The following is an 18,843-nucleotide window of genomic DNA, read 5'->3' as shown; positions in this document are numbered from 1 at the left end:
GGTCGACGTCACAGCGCATGGCAGCCGTGCCGCGAACGCTCAACTCCCCTGGGCTTCGTGCGTCCTCTACCTGCATGGATGAGGTTATCGGCAGGCACAACGGCTGCGGCGGGCGATCGTGGTGTTGATGTCCGGCCAGGGCCAGGCGGTCCGGGACATCACCTCGTTGATGCGGGTGAGCGAGGACTACGTGCGTGACGTGATCCACGCGTTTAACGAGCGGGGGCTCGCGGCGCTGGACCCAAAATGGAGCGGCGGGCGGAGTCGGACGATCGGTGAGGCGATCCGTGAACGGATCTGCCTGATCGCCCGCACCTCGCCCGCCGACTGGGGCATCACCGCGTTCTCCACCTGGTCGCTCGCGAAGCTGCGCGAGCACCTGCTCGCGCGCGGCACCGTGGCCGCGGTCAGTCGGGAGACGCTGCGCCGCATCCTGCGCGACGCCGGCGTGTCCTGGCAGGCCACCACCACCTGGAAGGCGTCCACCGACCCGGACTTCCTCGTCAAGATGCAGCGGATCCTCGACCTCTACGACCACCCGCCCGCCGACGGCAGGGTGATCTGCGTCGACGAGTTCGGGCCGCTCAACCTGATGCCGCGCAAAGGCAGGGCCTGGCGGTCCGCCGGGTCGCCGCGCCGATTACGGGCGACCTACAACCGCCATCACGGCGTGATGCACATGCTCGCCGCACTCGACCTGACCACCGGGAAGATCCACTATCGGATCCGGCGCCGCAAACGGCACCGCGAGTTCCTCGACCTGCTCAAGACGCTGCGCGCTCGATGGCCCGGTCAGCGGCTCTACCTGGTCATGGACAACTTCTCCCCGCACCGACACCCCGACGTCCGGAACTGGGCCGCCGACAACGACGCCGAGCTGGTGTTCCTGCCCACCTACTCCAGCTGGCTGAACTGGATCGAGGCCGAGTTCGCCGCCCTGCGCTACTTCGCCCTCAACGGCACCGACCACCTCACCCACGCCGAACAGAACGCCGCCATCGCGGCCTACATCCGCTGGCGCAACGCCCGAGCCCAGCCCAAGACCGGCTTCGCCACCGACTCACCCATCCGCACCTGGACCCATTACCCGACCAAGGCTGCGTGACAAGCCACTAGGCGAGCCGCACGGGGTGCGGTGAGCTGATGCCGCCGGTGCGACCCAGCAGCGGAATTACGCGGGCGGTACCGCGGAGGCGCACCTTCGCCCGTACCGTCAGGTTCGCCGTCACTGGCACCTGGCTCGGCGCGTCAACCAGTAGGTGCAGGACCTTGTCGGCGTGCAGGTAGTCGCCGGCCTTGGCGTGGAAGTCCCAGTACGCCTTGCGGAAGCCGATGCCGGTGGCCGCCACCAACGGGAAGAACACCGTCCGCTTACGGGTCAACTGCGGGTTGGCGGTCACGTCCACTGAGAGGACCTCGACCGACAGCGCCAACTCGGCGCCCACCGTGGTCGTCACGTCCACAGCCACGTCCTGAACATCGCGTGGCGACATGTCCGCCACGACGGAATCCCGAGTCGGTGTCAGATCAACGATGACGCGGGCCCACTCGAAGACGCACTCCGGGTGCGCGTGCAACGCGAACAGCAGCGGCACGTCGGACACCGCCCGCCCATCCGGCACGGCAGTCGACAGCACGGGGATGGGCCGCGCCTTCGCCAGCGCCACGCGGTTCGCGCGCCGGAAGAAGATGATCGCCTCGTCGTCGACCACGCCGTTCGGCGTGGGCAACACCTCGCTGCGGTCGACCTCCTGCTCGTCCGGTTCCAGCACGACGTCCGCCAACGGTTCGAACTCCACGACACCTCTTCCGCTCATTGCCACTCACCGATCAGGTGGAAACCCGACCACTGGTCGAACCGATGTTCACCGTAACGTTCCCGGGCCGCGAGGGTCGCTGCGCGCAGGGCGTCCACCTTCCACGATCCCGCGCCCAGCGCGCGGTAGAACGCGGTCATCACGTCCACGGTCGTGCCGTCCGGCACCTTCCAAAGGCTCACCAGCAACGAGTCCGCGCCCGCGAACACGAACGCCCGGGTGAGCCCCAGCAGCTCCTGCGCCGCGTTGGTCAGGTTGACACCCGTTTCACAGGCGGACAGCGTCACCAGTGACAGCGCGGGCGAGAACAGGCCGAGGACGGTCCGCGCGGGCAGCGGGCCGTCGGCGAGCAGCAGCGCGGACGACAGCGGGTCGGCCACGTCGAACCGGGCGTGTCCGGCGATGTGGACGATACCCGCCGTGCGCAGCGCACGGGTGACCTCGGCGCGCGTCACGACCGGTCCCACCACAGGCGACGCGCCGAGTAGACCGCCCACGAGTGCGGCTTCCGCCCGTGCGCCCGGCAGGTCGCCGGTGGGGTCGCCGAACACGCACGCCGCCGTGTCCGCGGTTGTGCGAGTCGCCGCCCGCAGCGCTCGCACCAGGGACCCGCTGGGCAGGACCGCCAGCGGGTTCCGCTCAACCAGCGGCGCACCGCCCGCCCGCAGGGCCGCGAAGGGCACGTAGTTGAGCGCTTCGAACGGCGACACCACCAGGACGTCGTCCGGGTCCGCTACCTCCGCCAGCAGCTCCCCCACGGCCTGGGTTTCGTGGTGCCACAGGTCTTCCAGGTCCAGGGCCAGCTCCCGTACTCGGCCGGCGGACCCCAGGTTCTCGCTGAGGAACCGGTTGAGCCGCGCCACGTCGACGGGGCGGCTCGCCACCAGCGGTTGGTCGTGGTCGGACCGCACCGCGACGACGGCCAGCTCGCCAGGCCCGACAGGGTTGAGGTTCGCGACCACGGTGGGTCTGCCGTCCTGCTCGACGAGCCGCCGCAGGTCCTGGGCGGCCAATGGGCGTGAACGGCGCACCTCGACGTATTCGGCGGTGGACGGGTGCCGGTCGAGCAGTTCGGTCCAGATCGCGTCCAGGCGGGCGTCGACGCGACGCAGCTGGTCCCAGAACGCGACGCCGTTCGGGGTAGACCCCAGCAGTCTGCGGCGGTCTGACAGCGCCTGGTCCTCCCGGCTCATCAGGTCAGGATCGACGCCTTCGGGGGCCGAGAGCGGGTCGTCGCCCAGCGCGTCCAGGAACGACCGTGCGCGCAGCGTCTCGGACGCGAGCCACGCATCGTGCGCGGCGTCCGGCTCGGCGTCCAGGGCGCGGCGCAGGTGCACGCGGGTCAAGGCTGCCGCGGCGGTGGCGTGTTGGGCAGCGACGGCGACGCGCTGCGCGTCGCCTACGGCCGCGGCCCTCACGACCTCTCCGATGCGCGTCGCGAGTTCCAGCTGCGCGGCGGCCTTCGCCGGTTCCCCGCGATCTTCCAGCAGATCCGCGAGGTCGAGCAGCGTCTGCCACGCCCGGCTGGGCGCCGTGACGCGGTGGAGCGTCCCGTCGGTGGCCGTCCAGGACAGCTCGTCGGCTACCGGGGTCGGCAGGCTGGAGTTCATCAGCGACCGCTCGAACGCATCCTCCGCGTCTCCAAGGTCGGGCCGCAGCCGGAACAGGCGCCCCAGCTCGCGGAAGTCGTAGGTGAGCCGGACCGCGTTGCCTATTGCCTCGTTCAGCTGGCGCACCCGGTCGAGGTAGGCGCGCGCGCTGCGGTGCAATCCGAGCGAGCGGTGAAGCCGGCCCAGTGCGTTCATCGCCCTGGCCATCGCGCGGGGGACAACCTGCCGGTGGATGTGCTCCTCCGCCTCGTCCACCGCCTGGTACAGCGCCGCGAGCGCCCGATCCGTGTCGCCCTCTCGCGCGGTGCGGTCGCCGAATTCGACGAGGTGCTCGATCCACGACTCGCCGGTCGGCCGTGACCCCTGGAGCACGCGGGCCCGCTCCAGGCGGCGGGCGGCGTCCTCGACGTCGCCCACCTGTATGCACACCCGGGCGAGGTCTTCAAGCACAACCGCGGTCGGGTGATGTGAGGACCACAGCCGGTCGAACTCGGACTCGCCGACCAGCCCCAGCCGAGTCCGCGCAGCGCTCTCGGCATCCAACAACTCCAGCGCGCGCAGGTACCAGGAGCGGGCCTCGGCGAGCCTGCCCTGCGACTCCAGCACATTGCCCTGTTCGTGGCAGGCGTCGCCGAGCAGCCGGTCGCGGCCCAACCCCATTAAGCCGTCGGCCGGTCCGAAATCAACGGGCAGGGCCTCGGCTAAACGCACACAGCGGCGCACAAGGTGCGCCCAATACCCCAGGTCGCGGTCCTTGGCAGAGTAGTGGTAGGCGGCTGACCACACCTCGATGGTGGCGGCGGCGATCCGACTGGGCCACGACTCCGCGATCCAGCGCTCGAAGGCGGCGTCATCGTCCACAACGGACAGGACCGAGTCCGGCCTGTTCGCCACGATGGCCCGCAGGAAGCTGTCGCCGTGGCGGACACGCCGTGTAGCCGGAGCACGCGCCGTGGTGTCGCCGGAAGGCCGTTCCGACGGAGTGGCGGAGGCCCCCTCTACCGTCGCTTCGGAAGGTTGCTCCTCAAACACGACGGAGGCGGTCCGTCTGTGCAGCGGACCCTCCCACAGCAGCGCCGACCCGGACTCGATGTCGGACTTTCCCATGCGCTCCAGAGCGGACCGCGCGCCGCCATAGTCCGCATCGAGCCGCAACGCCTCCTCGTAGCAGCGACGGGCGCGGAGTTCGGACCCGCCCGCAGCGAGGGTCGCATCGCCCAGGAACCGGTACGCTTGCGGCGACGGCGAGATGGCGATCGACTCCTCGAAGTGGGCCTGGGCGAGCGCGTACGCACCGCGCCGGTACCAGGTGTCACCCAGGTAGAGCCGTGCGACGTGGTGGTCGGGGTCGATCTCCAGGGCGGCCCGGTACGCCCGCTCGGCCTCGGTGAACCGGCGGGCCCGGAAGTGCTCCTCGCCCTCGTTCATGTGCCGGGCGACGCGAGCCTCGTCCTCCGTGACCCTGCGCAGGCCGAGCAGACGCACGACGCGGTGGCCAAGTTCGGGGTCCTTGGCGAAGACTTCGTCTAGGGCCTCGTCGCCCTTCGGGCTCCCCTTGACCATCGCGGCCACCATGTGGACCTGGATATCGCCCGCAGCCAACTCACCGATACTCGTATCGAACATCAGCTCGCCGTCCCGGTACACGGCACGCAACCGTTCCGGTGGCGGTTCGGCCGAGGAAAACGGGATCTGGGCGAGGATGTCGCGACCGGACTCGATCCCGTTCAGCGCGGCGCCCCAGCGCTCGTAGTCCGGGTCGTGGCGCCCGAACGCCGCGAAGTGGAGCAGTTGCAGGATGCCGGCGTCCTCCGCAACAGGCGGGTCCGACACGACGGCTAGCAGGACGGCCTTCGCCTCGTCCCACTCGTCCAGCTCGATGTGCACGCGGCCCAAGTTGTACCGCAGCGCGCGGTTGCCGGGCTCCCGTTCCAGGCACTCCGCCAGCGCGTCGAGTGCCTGTGGCCACTGTCGCCGCCGCAGGTACGCGTCGCCGATGCCCTCGAGCGTCCGACGCGCCGGGTCGATGGCATCGGCGGCACGCGCGAGACGGGTCGCGGCCCCGTGGTCGTCCAGCCGGGTGTACGCGACGAGCGACAGCAACACGGCGGTCTCGGCGTCCTGTCGACTCGGCACATCCCCGTTCTCCACGGCGCGGACCTCACGCGCTGCGGCGAGGTAGCCCTCCACGGCCGGGCGCAGTACCGCCGCGGTGCCCTGGTCGAGGGTGTCCAACGCGTCCAGAAGTGGTTTCGGGTCCCCACCGCTGAGCACTTCCCAGTTCGCCGCCGTCGCGGCCAGCCGGGCGAGCGCGGCTCGCTTCTGGCTGCCGTGGCTGTCGCACAGACGCGCGGCCTGCTCGTAGGAGCGCGCAGCGGTCGCTGGCGTGGACAGGTGCGTGCCCAGTCCGAGGAGCATGTGGGCGTGTGCCTGGCTCAGCTCGCCGCCGGGAAAGGCACCGTGACCGGCTTCGACGATCCGCAGCAGTACGGCTCCGGTGTCCGCCACCTCGCCCGGATCGACATCCACGCGCGTCACGGCGGCACACGCCCGGTCGAGCACCCAGCGCACGGCGGACACGGCCATTTCCGGCGCGGCGGACTCCACGATCTCAGCGGCACGCGCCGAGGATTCGCCACCGACCTGCCGTACCCACTCCGCAACCTCCGGGGACGGCGTGACGACGTGCTGAGCAAGTCCTACGACCCAGGCGGACCCCAACGTGCGCAGCAGCACTACATGACCTCGCATCGTCAAGGACCACGGATGTCCGGTGTAGCACGACATACGTGTCCCGGCAGCCGTTTGATTCAGTTTCCCCCGACCGGCCGTAGGCCGCGGACGCGGTGCACGAGTGAGCCGCCGAACGCGTGTGGCCACTGCAGTCGTGATCCGCGACTCTGAAGCCGAGCCGTGGGCGGGAGGACACCGTCTGGCTGACGAATCGACGTCCGTCGCTCTGCCGACGACTTAGTAGCTGATTCCGGGCTACGTCTGTCGAGTGAGTCGGCGGCTGATGATGCGGATCATGGACCAGCGCACCATGGCCTCGTGGTGGTGGCGCAGTCGTTCGTAGTCGCGGACGCAGCGTGGCGGTGTCCGGTGATCCACGCCAACGTCCGCTCCACCACCCACCTTCTGGGCAGCACGGTGAATCACGGCAGTTACGGACGTTGGACGATCTCCACCACCAGGCAAAGCCTCTTTCGTGCCCAGTCAACCGAGGTGCCGGTGTAGGCGCAGTCGGCCCACACCAACGAGGTTCGCCTGCCGGGGGGCGGATCGTCACCGCGCACGGCGCCACGGCCGCGCGGTTCACCGTGACATCCTTGTTCTACAGGCGACGATGACTTTTCGAGCGGCATATGGTTTGGAGCACTGGGTCTGCGGGAATACCCCGTGTGTGCACGGACCGGATCTGTTCGCACAGTTGCGAGGATTGCCAACGGAGTGGAAGAAGCGACTATCCCCAGGGCTGGCGCGCCAACGTAATGCCTCGAACTGTGTCCGCCCCGGCCTCGCGCAGGCGACGCGCGACTGCGTTGAGGGTGTTGCCGGTGGTGAATACGTCATCCACGACCACCACGGTGGCACCGGTGACGGCGTCCGGATCGAGCACCTGTAACGCGTCGTAGATGTCGTTGGAGACGGCGAGGCGTTCCCCGTAGCCGGTGGTGCTGGCCATGCGGGCTGTTGTGCGGGTCTTGACGATCACCGGTGGGTCGGCGCGAAACGGGTAGCCGACGTCGTCCTGGGCCGCCGCGGACTCAACTACCCAACCCGAGTGGTCGATCTCCCTGCGACTTGGGGTGCCGGCGGGAAGCGGCAGTGCGGGCATGGGAATGATCAGGTCCGCGTCTGCTGTCGCGGGGTCGCGGGCGAGGTGCCCGAGTAGCACGCGGGCGAAGATGATGCCCCACCCCCAGCGCTGGTCGTACTTGTGGGACTTGATGGCGCGGTCCAGTTGGCCTGTCTTCATCGCGATGGCGTGGTTGAACTCGAATTGGCGGTCGGGGTCGGAGCACAGGCGGTTGGTGCAGCTTGCCTGTGTCGTGGCGATGCGCTGCCCGCACACGGAGCAGTAGAACGGCGCCGCCGGTTCGAGAGTGGCGGCGGCGCACTGTTGGCACACCTGTGGTGGGCCGGAGGCGAAGTAGGCGCACTTGCCGCAGTTGCCGAAGCCCGCCGGGGTGGGGAGCTGGTAGTTCATGCTGGACAGGCACCCTTCGATCAGGCGAAGTCCATCACCAGTTGGGAACGCAAGGTGTCGACCGCTTGAATGCGCTCGGGTGGAGCCAGGGCGTCGGCCACGGTCTCGACGTCCTCCACCTGAACTGCGCCCCTGGTCTCGACGTACTTGCGGGCCCATTCCTGCTGCTCGGTCAGGCTCTTGATCAGGAACACCTTCTTGCCGTGTTCCAGGGCGATCCGGGCCTGCATCTTGGCGCCGGAGGTGCTCCCGGCCTCGATGACGACGGTGCCTTGGGCGATGCCGGACATGGTGACGTTGCGGCGCGGGAAAGTGTAGCTGGCGCCGGAGGCGTCGGGCCAGAACTGGGAAACCACGGCGCCCTGGCCGCCGGTGGCGATCCGGTCTGTGAGGTCGCGGTTCTCGGCCGGGAAGTAGCGGTTGATGCCCGTGCCGATCACGGCGATGGTCCGGCCGCCGGCTTCCAATGCGGAGGTGTGGGCGGCGGTGTCGATGCCGCGCGCCAGGCCGGACACGACGGTCACGCCCCGGTGGACCAGCTCACGGGCCATGCGTCCGGCGCGCAGCCGGCCTGCGTCGCTGGCGTCGCGGGTACCCACGACGGCGACGCTGCGCAAGTCCGCCTCGGTCATCGCACCGCGCACGAACAGGAACGGTGGAGCGTTGGGGACCAGGCGCAGGTTCGAGGGAAAGTCGTCGTCGACCACGGTGATCAGCCGGACGTCGTCCCTGCGGATCTTGTTCACCTCGGCCTGGGCCGCTGCGGCGTACTCCTCGACCTCGCCGTTCAGCGGCTTCAACGCCTCGATCGCCTTGACCGCGTCCGCAGAGGCTTCGAGGGGTGCGGCGTTCCACAGCCTGTCGACGCCACCGGGACGCTGCGCCTCGCGGGCTATGAGGTACCAGTTGACGCCCTTGACCTTGCATAGGGCGAGCAGCCTGAGCTGCGGTTCTGTCAGTCGCATCCTACTCCGATCGAACACTTGTTCGGAATGCGTCACGCTCAATCATTGCACCACACGTACAGGGATTACACACCTGGGCGGGCTGCCTCCGCGACGGGGCAACACCATCGGGTACGGCGGTCACGCTTGTCGCCGCGCCGGTTCTGAGGTTGGCCGGGATGTGGCATCGGCGACCGGCCCGGTGGGCCCGCGGTGTCGTCGCGCCTGCCCCGGGAGACCCGTGTGACGCTCAGTCACGAAGCAGGTCAGGTCGGAGCGCCTACCCCGCCGGCACATGCCGGGTGTGAAGACAACACCGACCGGATGCGCCCACGCGCGCCGCATCTCGGCCAATGTCGTCCGCAGCGCGTTCGGGAACCCCTGTTGCGATGAAGTCTTCAGTCGTCTTGTATGCGGTCATGCCTCTTCCCTTGCGTGGGATTGACCCGTCGCGGCTCGTGGCGCGGCGCGTCGAGTTGGGGCTTACGCGTCAGGTGTTGGCTGCACGGGTCGGAGTGTCCGCCAGGATGATCTTCTTCTACGAAGAGGGCAGGCACACACCGACACCGCAGCGTCTCGGGCGGCTGGCCGCGGCGCTGGACTGCGGTGTGGATGCGCTCACGGGGGCACCTCGCGGGCAGGAGACCCTCGTCGATCTGCGGTACGCGGCGGGGTTGACGCTCGATCGGATCGCGGAATTGCTACGGGCGTCGCCGGTCGGGCGGGAGCTGCGAGTGTCGGCGTCCAAGATCTCGGCGTTGGAGAGCGGACGACCGGTCCGCGGACGGTACTGGCAGGACCCCGAGGTGACGGGGAGGCTCGTGGCTCCGCTGGCCAAGGCGTACGGCGTCCCGGTGCGGATGGTCGTGGACGCATGGATGCGCACCCGTCATGGCGAGCAGACTCCGGTCCTGGCGACACGGCGAAAATCGGGGGCGTCCGAGACGGCGTTGGCGACTTGGCGGTCGTTGAACCAACGTCAACAGGTCTACCTCGGCGAGATCATGCGCGAGGACCGCATGCGGGAGACCGAGATGTGGATGCGGCGGGTCCAGCGATTGCCCGTGCAGAAGGCGGTGCAGTGGCGGGTGTTGCCCTTGACGCTGCAGGCGCCGCCGTCGGTGGTCGGGTACACCCGGTTGCAGGAGAGGTTGCGTCGATGCGATGTGCACGACCCCGGTGCTGGGCCGACGGTGCACGCGCTGGAGCGACGGGGTCTGGTGGTGATCACCGAGGACTCGGTCGAGCATCCCGATGTCGGCACTGTGGGGCGGGTGCTGGTCGAAATCACGCGCCGCGGCCGAGCGGCGGCCAGGGCAGGGCTGGGTGAACCGCGTGACCCGGAACCGGCGGCTCATCTGCTGTCGGAGTGGCTTTGGGGTGTTGTGGCGCGTGTCGCCGCTGCCGAGCCCGCCGGGCTGGAGGACGACCGGCTGGCCGGGCGCTCGTTGTTCTTCATCGGTGTGGGCTACCGCGGCAGGTCCGGAGGACGGCCCAGCCGTGGCCTGGTGGATTCGGTTCCCGTCATGGCACCGGGCGGGACGCACGTCGCCGAATACCGGTGGCGCCTGACGCCACTGGGGCGACGCCATGTCGTGGAATATCTTGATATCTATCGCGAGCTTTATTCGCGTATCGACACTGCAGGGCTCGACCGCATCGCAGGCGGGGAACCGTAAACAGAAAGCCCCATTTTTGCGGTCACACGGTTTTGTCGGTGGGTCCGTCTATGCTCCCCGGCCGTGACGAGTTCCCCCGACGACAAGACACAGGCGCTCGACGATGTCCGGGTCCGATACCTGGTGACCAGGGCCGCTCTGCGCGCGGCGAAGGCCTTGACCGCGCCGGAAGCGAAACCCGAGAAGCGCCTGGAGACACTGATGGAGTGCCACGGCGCCCTGCTGGCGGCACGCGGCCCCGGCAGCCTACTGTCGTTCGGGGAGTTCCGCCGCGCGCTCAAGGGTGACCTGGCCGTCCTGCTGCCGGACGGTGTCACACCGCTGGACCTGCAGGGAACCCGGATCGTCGACCAGGACGGTCAGGTCACCGAGGGTGCGTTCGACCTCGATCTGGAGCAGCAGATGTTGCTGCGGATGCTGCACAAGCTCGACGGTCCCGCGGCGGTGATCAGCGATCGGGAATTCCAGTCGGAACTCGATCAGGAGACGGTGTTCACCCTGTTGCGCAAGTCGGGGGAGCAGACCGTGTACGAGTCCGGTCGCCGGGACTTGATCCGCCGTCCCGCAGGTCCGGTGCACGAATTGACCGAGTTGCGACTTCCTCCACTGGTCGTGGACTTCTACCGGGATATTCCCTACGACTCGGCATATGAAGGTTGGTGGTTCGCCTGCCCGATCTGCCGGTGGCCTATGCGGATCACCCTGCGGAACAACGCGGGAACCACCGTAGGAGCGGCGCGCTGCTGGCATACACCCCACGCCGAGATGGGCGCCTCCTACCTGTTCGTTCTGCCCGCAGACGGCGTCGCTCCGCAGCTGCTACCCGAGCCCGCGCCTCCGCGTCCCCACGGACGTGAGGCGGTGCTCTACCCGGATCTGGGCGACGTGCCGGCGGCGACGCCCACGCAGGGCCACAAAGCCCTCACGCGGGGGATCTGGCGTTACACGACCATTCCCGGTCTGCCCGAGCTGGCGCTGCACGACGAGTTGGCCGCCCGGGGCGTGAAGGTCAGCCTGTGGCCGGGACTGGACGCCTTCGACCTCCTGGTCGAGGTTGGCTCGAAACGAGGCAAGAAGACCTCGTTCAAGGTCGACATCAAGGACTACACCTCGGCCAGGACACTGGCAGACCTCGTCCATGCCCAGGAAGGCGATCGTGGCGGAGCCGACTGGCTCGTGGTGCCCGACCATCACGGTGGCCACGTGCCGCTGCTGTCGGGAGTGTGCGCCAAGTACGACATGCGGGTGGCGACCGCCTCCGAGTTCGGTGAGATGGTCTGCGAGAAGGCCGGGGTGAGCTGGGCATGAGCGACCTGCCGACCGGACAGACCGCGGTCTACGCCGCACTGGCGCTCGCGGCCCACTACTTCCCCCAGGACACCGATCAGGGTGCTCGCGGCGCCGCGCCGTTCGCCGAGGCGGCGTTTCTGCTGTCGGGGAAGTACCGGGCGTGGGACCGCTGGACGCTGCTGTCCCACGAGGAGAAGCAGCGGGTCGCCCTGGTGTGCTCCATCGCCCCTGCCGAACTCGCCGATGTCGCGAGATTCTCGGTGGCGGCACGTTCGCTGCTGGCACGGCTGGACGCCGGCGAACCCGGTGACTCGTCGGTCATGGCGCCCTTCGACCTCGTGGGCGACAACCCGTTCACGGCCGAGGCGGCGCTGCCCAGGCTCGGAGGCGACCCGCTCGGTTACGTCGACCGTCTGACCGCGCGGTTCCGCCGCCCGAGCGCTCGCCCCAAGCCCGCGGAGTTCGCCGGACCGGGCACATGGAAGACGGGGGAGATCTTCGTCAAGGACGTCGGTCAGATCCATGGACGGGTGACGATCCCCGCCTATCCCCGATTCACCGAGGCCCTCGACCACGACAGCCTGCCCCACGTCTCGACCGCGCCGCATCTGCACGACCTGCGTATCCCCACGCCGGAGCTGCTCGACCTCGCGGAGAAGATCGACTCACGCCACCCGGAGGACAAGCGCTACCTACACCGCGTCCTCGCGGGCTTGTTCGACGTGCTCAACACCAGCGACACCGTCTCCCCCGGAGAGGTGCTGCGGTTGACCGCCGGAGGCATGGAGATCTTCAACGCGCCGACCGGCACAGGCAAGAGCGTGTTGGTCCGCGTCATGGCCGCCTGGTTCGCCGCACGCAACCTGCGCGTGGCGATCGTCCTGCCCGACATCAAGGCATGTCTGGCCCTCACCCGGAACGTGCGCGAGGACCTGGCCCACCTGCACCGCACCCAGGCCATCGAGCACGAGCCCAGCTGCGCGCACCTGATGTCGTCCTCGGGTATGCACGAACGGGCGATCAAGCTCGCCTCCTTGATCAAAGAGGACCCGGACGCGCCGGGGGAGTGGGGCGAACGGGCCGAACGCGACGTGGACCCGCTGGCCTATGGGTGCGCCCTCAAGACGTTCCTCGACGCCACCGGCGACTACCCGCCGGGCCGCGAACCGTGCCTGTCGCTGCACCGCCAAGGCGTCGGCTCGGCGGCCTGCCCGTGGATTCCGACCTGCGGGAAGTACACCCCGGTGTACGAGTCGGCCAAAGCCAACGTCGTCATCATGAACCACTACGTGTTCATGCAGGGCAACCTGCGCATCGGCGTCAACCTCGACGGTCGCGCCGTACGCGGGATGACCGCGGCCGAATTCGCGCTGCGGACCTGCCACGCGGTCCTGGTCGACGAGGCCGACCAGTTCCAGTCCCGGGCTGTCGACAAGTGCGCCAGCGAGATCGTCCTGCACTCCCGACGGCACTGGTCGGCCGCTCCCCAGGAAATCGACACCGACGCCAAGCGGCTGCCCATCGACGACGAGCACAACCTCCTGCCGGCGGTCAGCCACGTCCGGCTCATGGCCGAGTTCCTCCTGCTGGGCATCTGCAAGAACGCCCTGAGCCTGCACGTCACCGAAGACGAGCGTGCGCAGACGCGGATTCCGGACCAGACCAGCACCCGCTGGCACCTGGCCCGCGGACGTGATCGCACCCTGCTGCGCCTGCTCTGGCCGGACGAGGTGACGGAGGACGAGACGTCCATCCCTGTCGAGTTGTTCCACAAACTCAACGCCCTCATGCCCGCCAGGTACCAGCGTCCCGACCCGCTCGGCGGTCAGACCACGCTGCTCGAGCCCGACTGGCAGGAGGTGCGGCAAGCGCTCAGCGCGTTGGTCGCACCCCGCGGCGAGCACCTACTCGACCAAGTCAAGATCGAACTGCATCGACTCCTCGAGGACAGCGTCAAGGACCCGCACCGACGCGCCCAGGCCATCAACCTGCTGGTCACCCGGACCGCCATGATCGAACTGGACGACGCTCTGGCGGTCCTCCAGGGCAAGGCCCACGACTACCGATCCTCTGGACTGCGCTCGGCGCACAGGATCGTGGAAGGACTGCAGCCCACCGCCGTCTCCGCGGTCCTGCCGCTGGGGATGCTGGGCCGCTCCATCACCGGCTACCGCGTGACCGGCCTCGACGACAAGGAGAAGAACGCCACCCTGGTCGCCCAGACCATCGCGGGCGACCCCCACACCTTCACCGCCGAACTGGGCGGCATCGTCTCGCTGATCCTGGCGGGCGTCGAGCGGCCGGTGATGGGCCTGTCCGCCACCGCCTACTTCCCCCAGGCGGTTCGCGAGCACGTGTTCGCCCCCGTGCGGTGGTGGATGACCGACGCCCAGGCCAAGTCCATCCGAGCCCGCAAACACCGCATCGACTACGGCGAAGGCCACCCCCTGTTCGGCGAACCCATCAAGATCTCCGGAACCCACCCCAGCCGCAAGAAAGACGCCCTCATCGAACTGGGCACCAACCTCTACGACCGGCACATCCACCGCGAACTCGACCGGAGCAGCAAAGACGACCGCGGACGCGTCCTGGTGGTCGCCAACTCCTACCAGCAGTGCGCGTGGCTGGCCCGCGGCATCAGCCGTGCCGGACACTACGACGGCGGACTGTGCCTGGCCGTACGCGCCGAGGACCTGCACAGCACCGACCCCGAGCTACCCCGACACAACGTCGCCGTACGCCTGACCGCCGAGGAGTTCGAGGACTTCCCACGCCACGGAAAGATCCTGGTCGTTCCCCTGTCGCTGATCGCGCGAGGCCTCAACATCGTCATCGGCACCCGCTCGGCAGTCCGGTCGGTGTACCTGTGCGTGCGTCCCCTCGCGCTGCTCAACGACCCCGCCGAGATGTACGGCAGCATCAACGCCGCCGGTCTGCGCGCCCTGCCGGAAGGCGGCGCGCCTGACCCGTCACACGTGCTCGCCGAGGCCGGTGAGGCGGCCCGCGACCGACTAGCGCTGCTGCTGCGCACGGCCCTGCAGTTCACGGCAATGCACAAGTCGCTGCAGGACGAAGTCGTCGCAGGCATGATCGTCGACCTGATCCAGCTCGCCGGACGCGCCCGCCGCGGCGGCACCGACGCCGTGCTGCACATGGTCGACTACGCCTTCCACGAGGACACCTGGAGCGCCGACCTGGAGACCGTCCTGCGACGCATCCACTCCCTGTGGCCCCCCGACGTGCGGCAGCGCATGAACGACCTGTACGGGGAAGCGCTCAACGCCTTCCTCTCCTACGCCGGTATCTCCCCCGAATCCGGCCACCCCGGCAGCTGACGGCACGCACGAGAGAGACCGAGACCACGTGATTGAGCACGACCTCGCACCCGGCAAGTACCTCAACACCCTCGCCTTCCGCTGCACCCCCGAACTGGTCGGCGACTCCGCGGTCCACGTACGGCACTTCGACGACGTGACCTGGAAGCTGTGGGATGACTTCGAACTGCACTGCAAAAGAAAGTTCGACAACGACGACGCCCGAGTCCCCTACTCCATCGCCACCACCGTCCTGAGCACGATCACCGGCGGCTACGTCCACCTCGAACCCGACCGCCGCGGACCGTTCCTCGCCTCCCTCACCCCGATCGACGGCACACTGCTACGCCGTGTCTTCACCCTCACCCACCACCTGGCCCTCGGGCAGGATGTCGGCACGATCGACCTCACCGCGCCACCGGAGCTGGCCAAGCGGATCGCCGATACCCCCGAGCACCGGTACCTGCTGGCCGACCACCTCCAGCCCAGCCGCGACACCCAACCCACGGCCCCAGGATGGCTGTACCGCACGGTCGCCTGGGACCTCTCCCAGCAGCTGGCCGCCCACCCCTGGCGGATCTCCGACGACAGGACCATCACCCTGCGACCCGACTCCACGGGCGGCCTGGTCGCGTTCGACGACCCCTGGCAGAACGAGCAAGGTGGCCGTTTCGCCCTGTCCCGGACCGCGCTACGGCTGAAGACCCTGCCCAACATCACACACCCCGTCCTGCTGCTGAACTCGCGCGTGACCCGCATCTCCTCCTCGCTCGTCTTCTCGAAAACCGCCCTGGCCGAACAACCGGGCACAGGCCGCCCGCTGCTGGAAATCAGCCTCGATGGCAGAGGCGGCGCACGCACCGTCAACCGCCTCGCCCTGCAAGCCCTCGGACGACTGGAGATGGACTACTCCGTCCTGCGCACCATCGACGAGCGGTCCAAGCGGGAACAGAGACTGCTCGCCGAGGCGAAGGCGAACAACCAAACAGCCCGCTTCCCTCAGGAGCACCCCGGACAGGTCTGGCCGATCCTGCCCAAGAACTACACCTTCCCGATCGGCACCGGCCCCGGAATGCAGCACCTCAGGCTTCTGCACCGTCACTTCATCAGCGTCTTCCCCGACACGGCAGCACCCCTGGAAGCCCGCGAGGTGCGCGCGACCATGCCACGCCGTCCCACCGACCCGGAGAACATCTCCAAGCAGGAATACGAGCGCCGCAAAGAGGCACGAAAGCAGCATCCGGACCCGAAGACGCTCGGGCCGATCAAGGAACGCGGCAGCCTCTTCCCGACACCGCAGTCCATCACCACCTTCCTCGACACCTCCCGAATCACGGCACTGCGCATCGTCTGCCTGTGGTACCGGGACGAGACCCGCCTGCGGATGCTCGACACCCTCCGCAAGACCTTCGACCTCGACCCTCAAGGACTGGACCCCCACGACGGTGCGGAATTCAGCCTGCACGGCGAACGCATCACCGCGGTGTTCCACCACACCGAGGACTTCCTCAAGCCCGGCCCCGCAGGCACCCGCACCGCGGCACTGGCCGCCATCAACACCTCGCTGACGAGCCGCGACAACGTGCTCGTCGGCGCCTGGTGCGAGACCGAGATCCCCACCGTCGCAGACAACGCCGACGGAACAAGCCCGGACGACCTCGACGCCAAGCCACAAACCAAGAAGATCCTCGCCGAACGCGGAGTGCCCACGCAGTACCTGCTCGGCAAAGACGAAAAGGGCGTGATCCAGCCCAAAGCCAAGGACCACCCCGCCGAGATGGCCCTCCTGGACCTCTACCGCTCGCTGGGCATCATCGACGACCGCATCGCCAACGCCCTGCGGCCAGAGAAAGCCGGCTACCTCGTCGACAGCATCGCCCACGTGGGAATCTACGTGCGGCAACAGAACAGACGCAAAGGCGAATTCGGCCAACCCAAGGTGATCATCACCGCCTCCGCTCTCGTGCCCCCGCAGACCGACGACGGAACCTGGACCATGCTCGGCTGGAGCTCCATCAAACCCGAGTGGCGGCCCTACCGCTCCGCGCAGACCGCATTCCACGCCGGCGCCTACCCTGAGGGCACCGGCGACAAGAAGACCTACCGGCAACGCTGGGACGACGCGGCCGACACCGTCGAACGCGCCCTCGCGGACTTGGCCGACGAGCTCGACGGCATCCCGTACGCGGTCACCGTGGACGCCTCGGCCTCCCGGCGAATGTGGGACGGACTGCAGAACATGCACCTGGGCGGCTCCCCCGAGAACAAAAAGAGCCGCTACTGGCTCCCCGGCAGCACTCTCACCCCTGACGAGCGACCACGCGCCGTCATCCGCGTCAACATCGACGACGAGGAAGTTCCCCAACCGGTCGGCACCACGCAGATCGCCAGATCCAAGGACAGCGAACCGGCGGAGAAGGAAACCGCGACAACGCTCTACGCGATCACGACGGACTTCGGCACACCGGTGTGGATCCTCTGCAACGTACCCCGAGCCTACGACGGCGACGGAGCGGGGCGACTGGGATCGAAGTACACGCGATGGGACGCGAAGCGATCCGTCTCGTCCGAGAATAAGGAGGAACGACGCAAAGGCGAGATGCCACAGAATTGGTACTCCATGACAGTCAACGAGATCCTCCCGCTCGCCTGCGCTGACGACGTGTCTGCGCAAGCCCTTGCCATCACCACAGCGAAGCTGTGCCATCAGGCACAATTCTGGGACGGTCGTTCACGTCTGCCCGTCCCGCTGCACGCCGCAAAGCAGATGGACCTCGACCACCCACAGTACCGACGTACCGTCGCCCCCGAAGAGGAGGCGGTCGTCGAACCCGGCGCGGAGAATACCCCGGTGCAGGGCTCCGCAGGGCGGAAAGAGCGCGAGGAATAGTGATAGCCGAGCGGCGGTCCGGCCGAGAGTGTCAGGCTGCCTGACTCGGTCGGCAAATGTCGTGACTCCAGTATGAAGAGGTGAGATCGTGGCAGGATTCTTCACGGATCCGCAGGGGCGTGTCCGGCCGATCACTCCCAGAAAGAATGGTGCGGGTGTCGTAGTTGCCGGAGTAGCCGCGATCGGCGTGTTTGCGGCTGGTGGCGGGGCGTCCACGATCGGCGCAAGTATCAGCGCCGCGGGGACAGTGGCCGAGGTCGGTGTCGGGTCGGTGCGGCTGGGAGGCTCGCCAGGGCAATTACGAGCACGCAAGAGTGAAGGGCAGAAGGCGGCTCGGCGGGGCCAGTCGGACGATGCTTGGCAGCGGATGGGATTGCGGCAGGTTAAACGCACCGTCAAGCAGCAAGCCGAGTGTGTCGCGACCTCGTTCGGGCAGATCCGCGAGTTCTTCACGGCCCACCGCTGCACCTACCTGGAGCGAGTGCTGTTTACAGTGGCTGACGCCGACGGCAACACTGCGGTGGTTTCGGTGGCTTGGGTCGGGCTGAGCAGTCGCAGTCACGCGGCTGAGTTCGATAGCCTTATAGGCATCCATGGCAACGGGGACATCACCCCGCTGGGCGGGCAACTGCTCGAGTTGGGTGAGATCGACTTCACCGGACTGCGTTACGGTAGCGACCGCGACGGCACAGCTGTGACTGTCGCCGAGGCAGAGAATGTCCTGGGAGGGCGATTCGACCACGACTCCCTCGATGCCATCGCCGAGATAGCAGCGTTTCTGCCGCGTGTTTGATACGGACAACCTGCTGAATCAGTATGGGATTCGGTATCCGCAGACGTGCCACCAGGGTTCCGCTCCGCTCGGGCCTACTGTCAATGTAAGGAGTTGGTAGAAGTTGCCAACGTGATTCGTCGAGTGGGATGACCCGGGCAGTGGAAGATTTGTCGGTTGGCTATCCGGTGAACTGTCTCGTATAGATCTTCAATGTGCGTTTCCGGGTCGATTGCCCAAATATGGGTCAGGGGCCGCGAAACTCGACGGTCTCAGGAGCCTCGGCTAGTAGGTGTTGCTGCTGGGGGCTCCTGTCG

10 protein-coding genes are annotated in these 18,843 nt (G+C 68.1%); 6 read left to right on the top strand and 4 right to left on the bottom strand.

Annotation, left to right across the window (positions count from 1 at the left end; genetic code table 11):
- Positions 1–103 precede the first annotated feature (103 nt).
- Complete coding sequence (locus ADK67_RS44025) at positions 104–1,105, top strand: IS630 family transposase (RefSeq protein ID WP_053722569.1); 1,002 nt, start codon at positions 104–106, stop codon at positions 1,103–1,105.
- Positions 1,106–1,112: 7 nt separating this feature from the next.
- Here ADK67_RS44025 and ADK67_RS44020 read toward each other — a convergent pair whose 3' ends face one another.
- The 4 genes from ADK67_RS44020 to ADK67_RS44005 form a co-directional block, all read right to left on the bottom strand.
- Positions 1,113–1,799 carry a hypothetical protein gene (locus ADK67_RS44020; RefSeq protein WP_053722568.1) on the bottom strand — a complete coding sequence of 229 codons (687 nt, stop codon included), beginning with the start codon at positions 1,797–1,799 and terminating at the stop codon, positions 1,113–1,115.
- Positions 1,800–1,813: 14 nt separating this feature from the next.
- A complete protein-coding gene (locus ADK67_RS44015) occupies positions 1,814–6,178 on the bottom strand; it encodes a CHAT domain-containing protein (RefSeq protein WP_197289907.1) in 4,365 nt (1,454 codons plus the stop codon).
- A 712-nt stretch (positions 6,179–6,890) separates the two neighbouring features.
- Positions 6,891–7,637, bottom strand: coding sequence for a ComF family protein (locus ADK67_RS44010; protein ID WP_053722566.1), 747 nt, complete (start codon positions 7,635–7,637; stop codon positions 6,891–6,893).
- A 20-nt stretch (positions 7,638–7,657) separates the two neighbouring features.
- Positions 7,658–8,638, bottom strand: coding sequence for a DNA-processing protein DprA (locus tag ADK67_RS44005; protein WP_231648662.1), 981 nt, complete (start codon positions 8,636–8,638; stop codon positions 7,658–7,660).
- Positions 8,639–8,934: 296 nt separating this feature from the next.
- On the opposite strand from ADK67_RS44005, the gene ADK67_RS44000 reads away from it, so the two are divergent.
- The 5 genes from ADK67_RS44000 (at position 8,935) to ADK67_RS51880 (ending at position 18,547) form a co-directional block, all read left to right on the top strand.
- The gene (locus ADK67_RS44000) at positions 8,935–10,260 is read left to right on the top strand and encodes a helix-turn-helix domain-containing protein (RefSeq protein WP_331459415.1); all 1,326 of its coding nucleotides are present in this window, start codon (positions 8,935–8,937) and stop codon (positions 10,258–10,260) included.
- 63 nt (positions 10,261–10,323) lie between these two features.
- On the top strand, positions 10,324–11,568 hold the full coding sequence (locus ADK67_RS43995) for a restriction endonuclease-related protein (RefSeq protein ID WP_053722563.1): 1,245 nt from the start codon (positions 10,324–10,326) through the stop codon (positions 11,566–11,568).
- The gene (locus tag ADK67_RS43990) at positions 11,565–14,885 is read left to right on the top strand and encodes a hypothetical protein (protein WP_053722562.1); all 3,321 of its coding nucleotides are present in this window, start codon (positions 11,565–11,567) and stop codon (positions 14,883–14,885) included. The genes ADK67_RS43995 and ADK67_RS43990 overlap by 4 nt, the downstream gene beginning before the upstream one ends.
- A gap of 28 nt (positions 14,886–14,913) precedes the next feature.
- A complete protein-coding gene (locus ADK67_RS53155; RefSeq protein ID WP_063797927.1) occupies positions 14,914–17,754 on the top strand; it encodes an RNaseH domain-containing protein in 2,841 nt (946 codons plus the stop codon).
- Between the two features lie 88 nt (positions 17,755–17,842).
- Positions 17,843–18,547 carry a hypothetical protein gene (locus ADK67_RS51880; RefSeq protein ID WP_157621576.1) on the top strand — a complete coding sequence of 235 codons (705 nt, stop codon included), beginning with the start codon at positions 17,843–17,845 and terminating at the stop codon, positions 18,545–18,547.
- Positions 18,548–18,843: the final 296 nt, after the last annotated feature.

The organism is Saccharothrix sp. NRRL B-16348, from assembly GCF_001280085.1.
In the GTDB taxonomy this organism is placed as follows: domain Bacteria; phylum Actinomycetota; class Actinomycetes; order Mycobacteriales; family Pseudonocardiaceae; genus Actinosynnema.
Note: the sequence above shows the minus strand (reverse complement) of the source record. Positions and strands in the feature narration are given on the sequence as shown.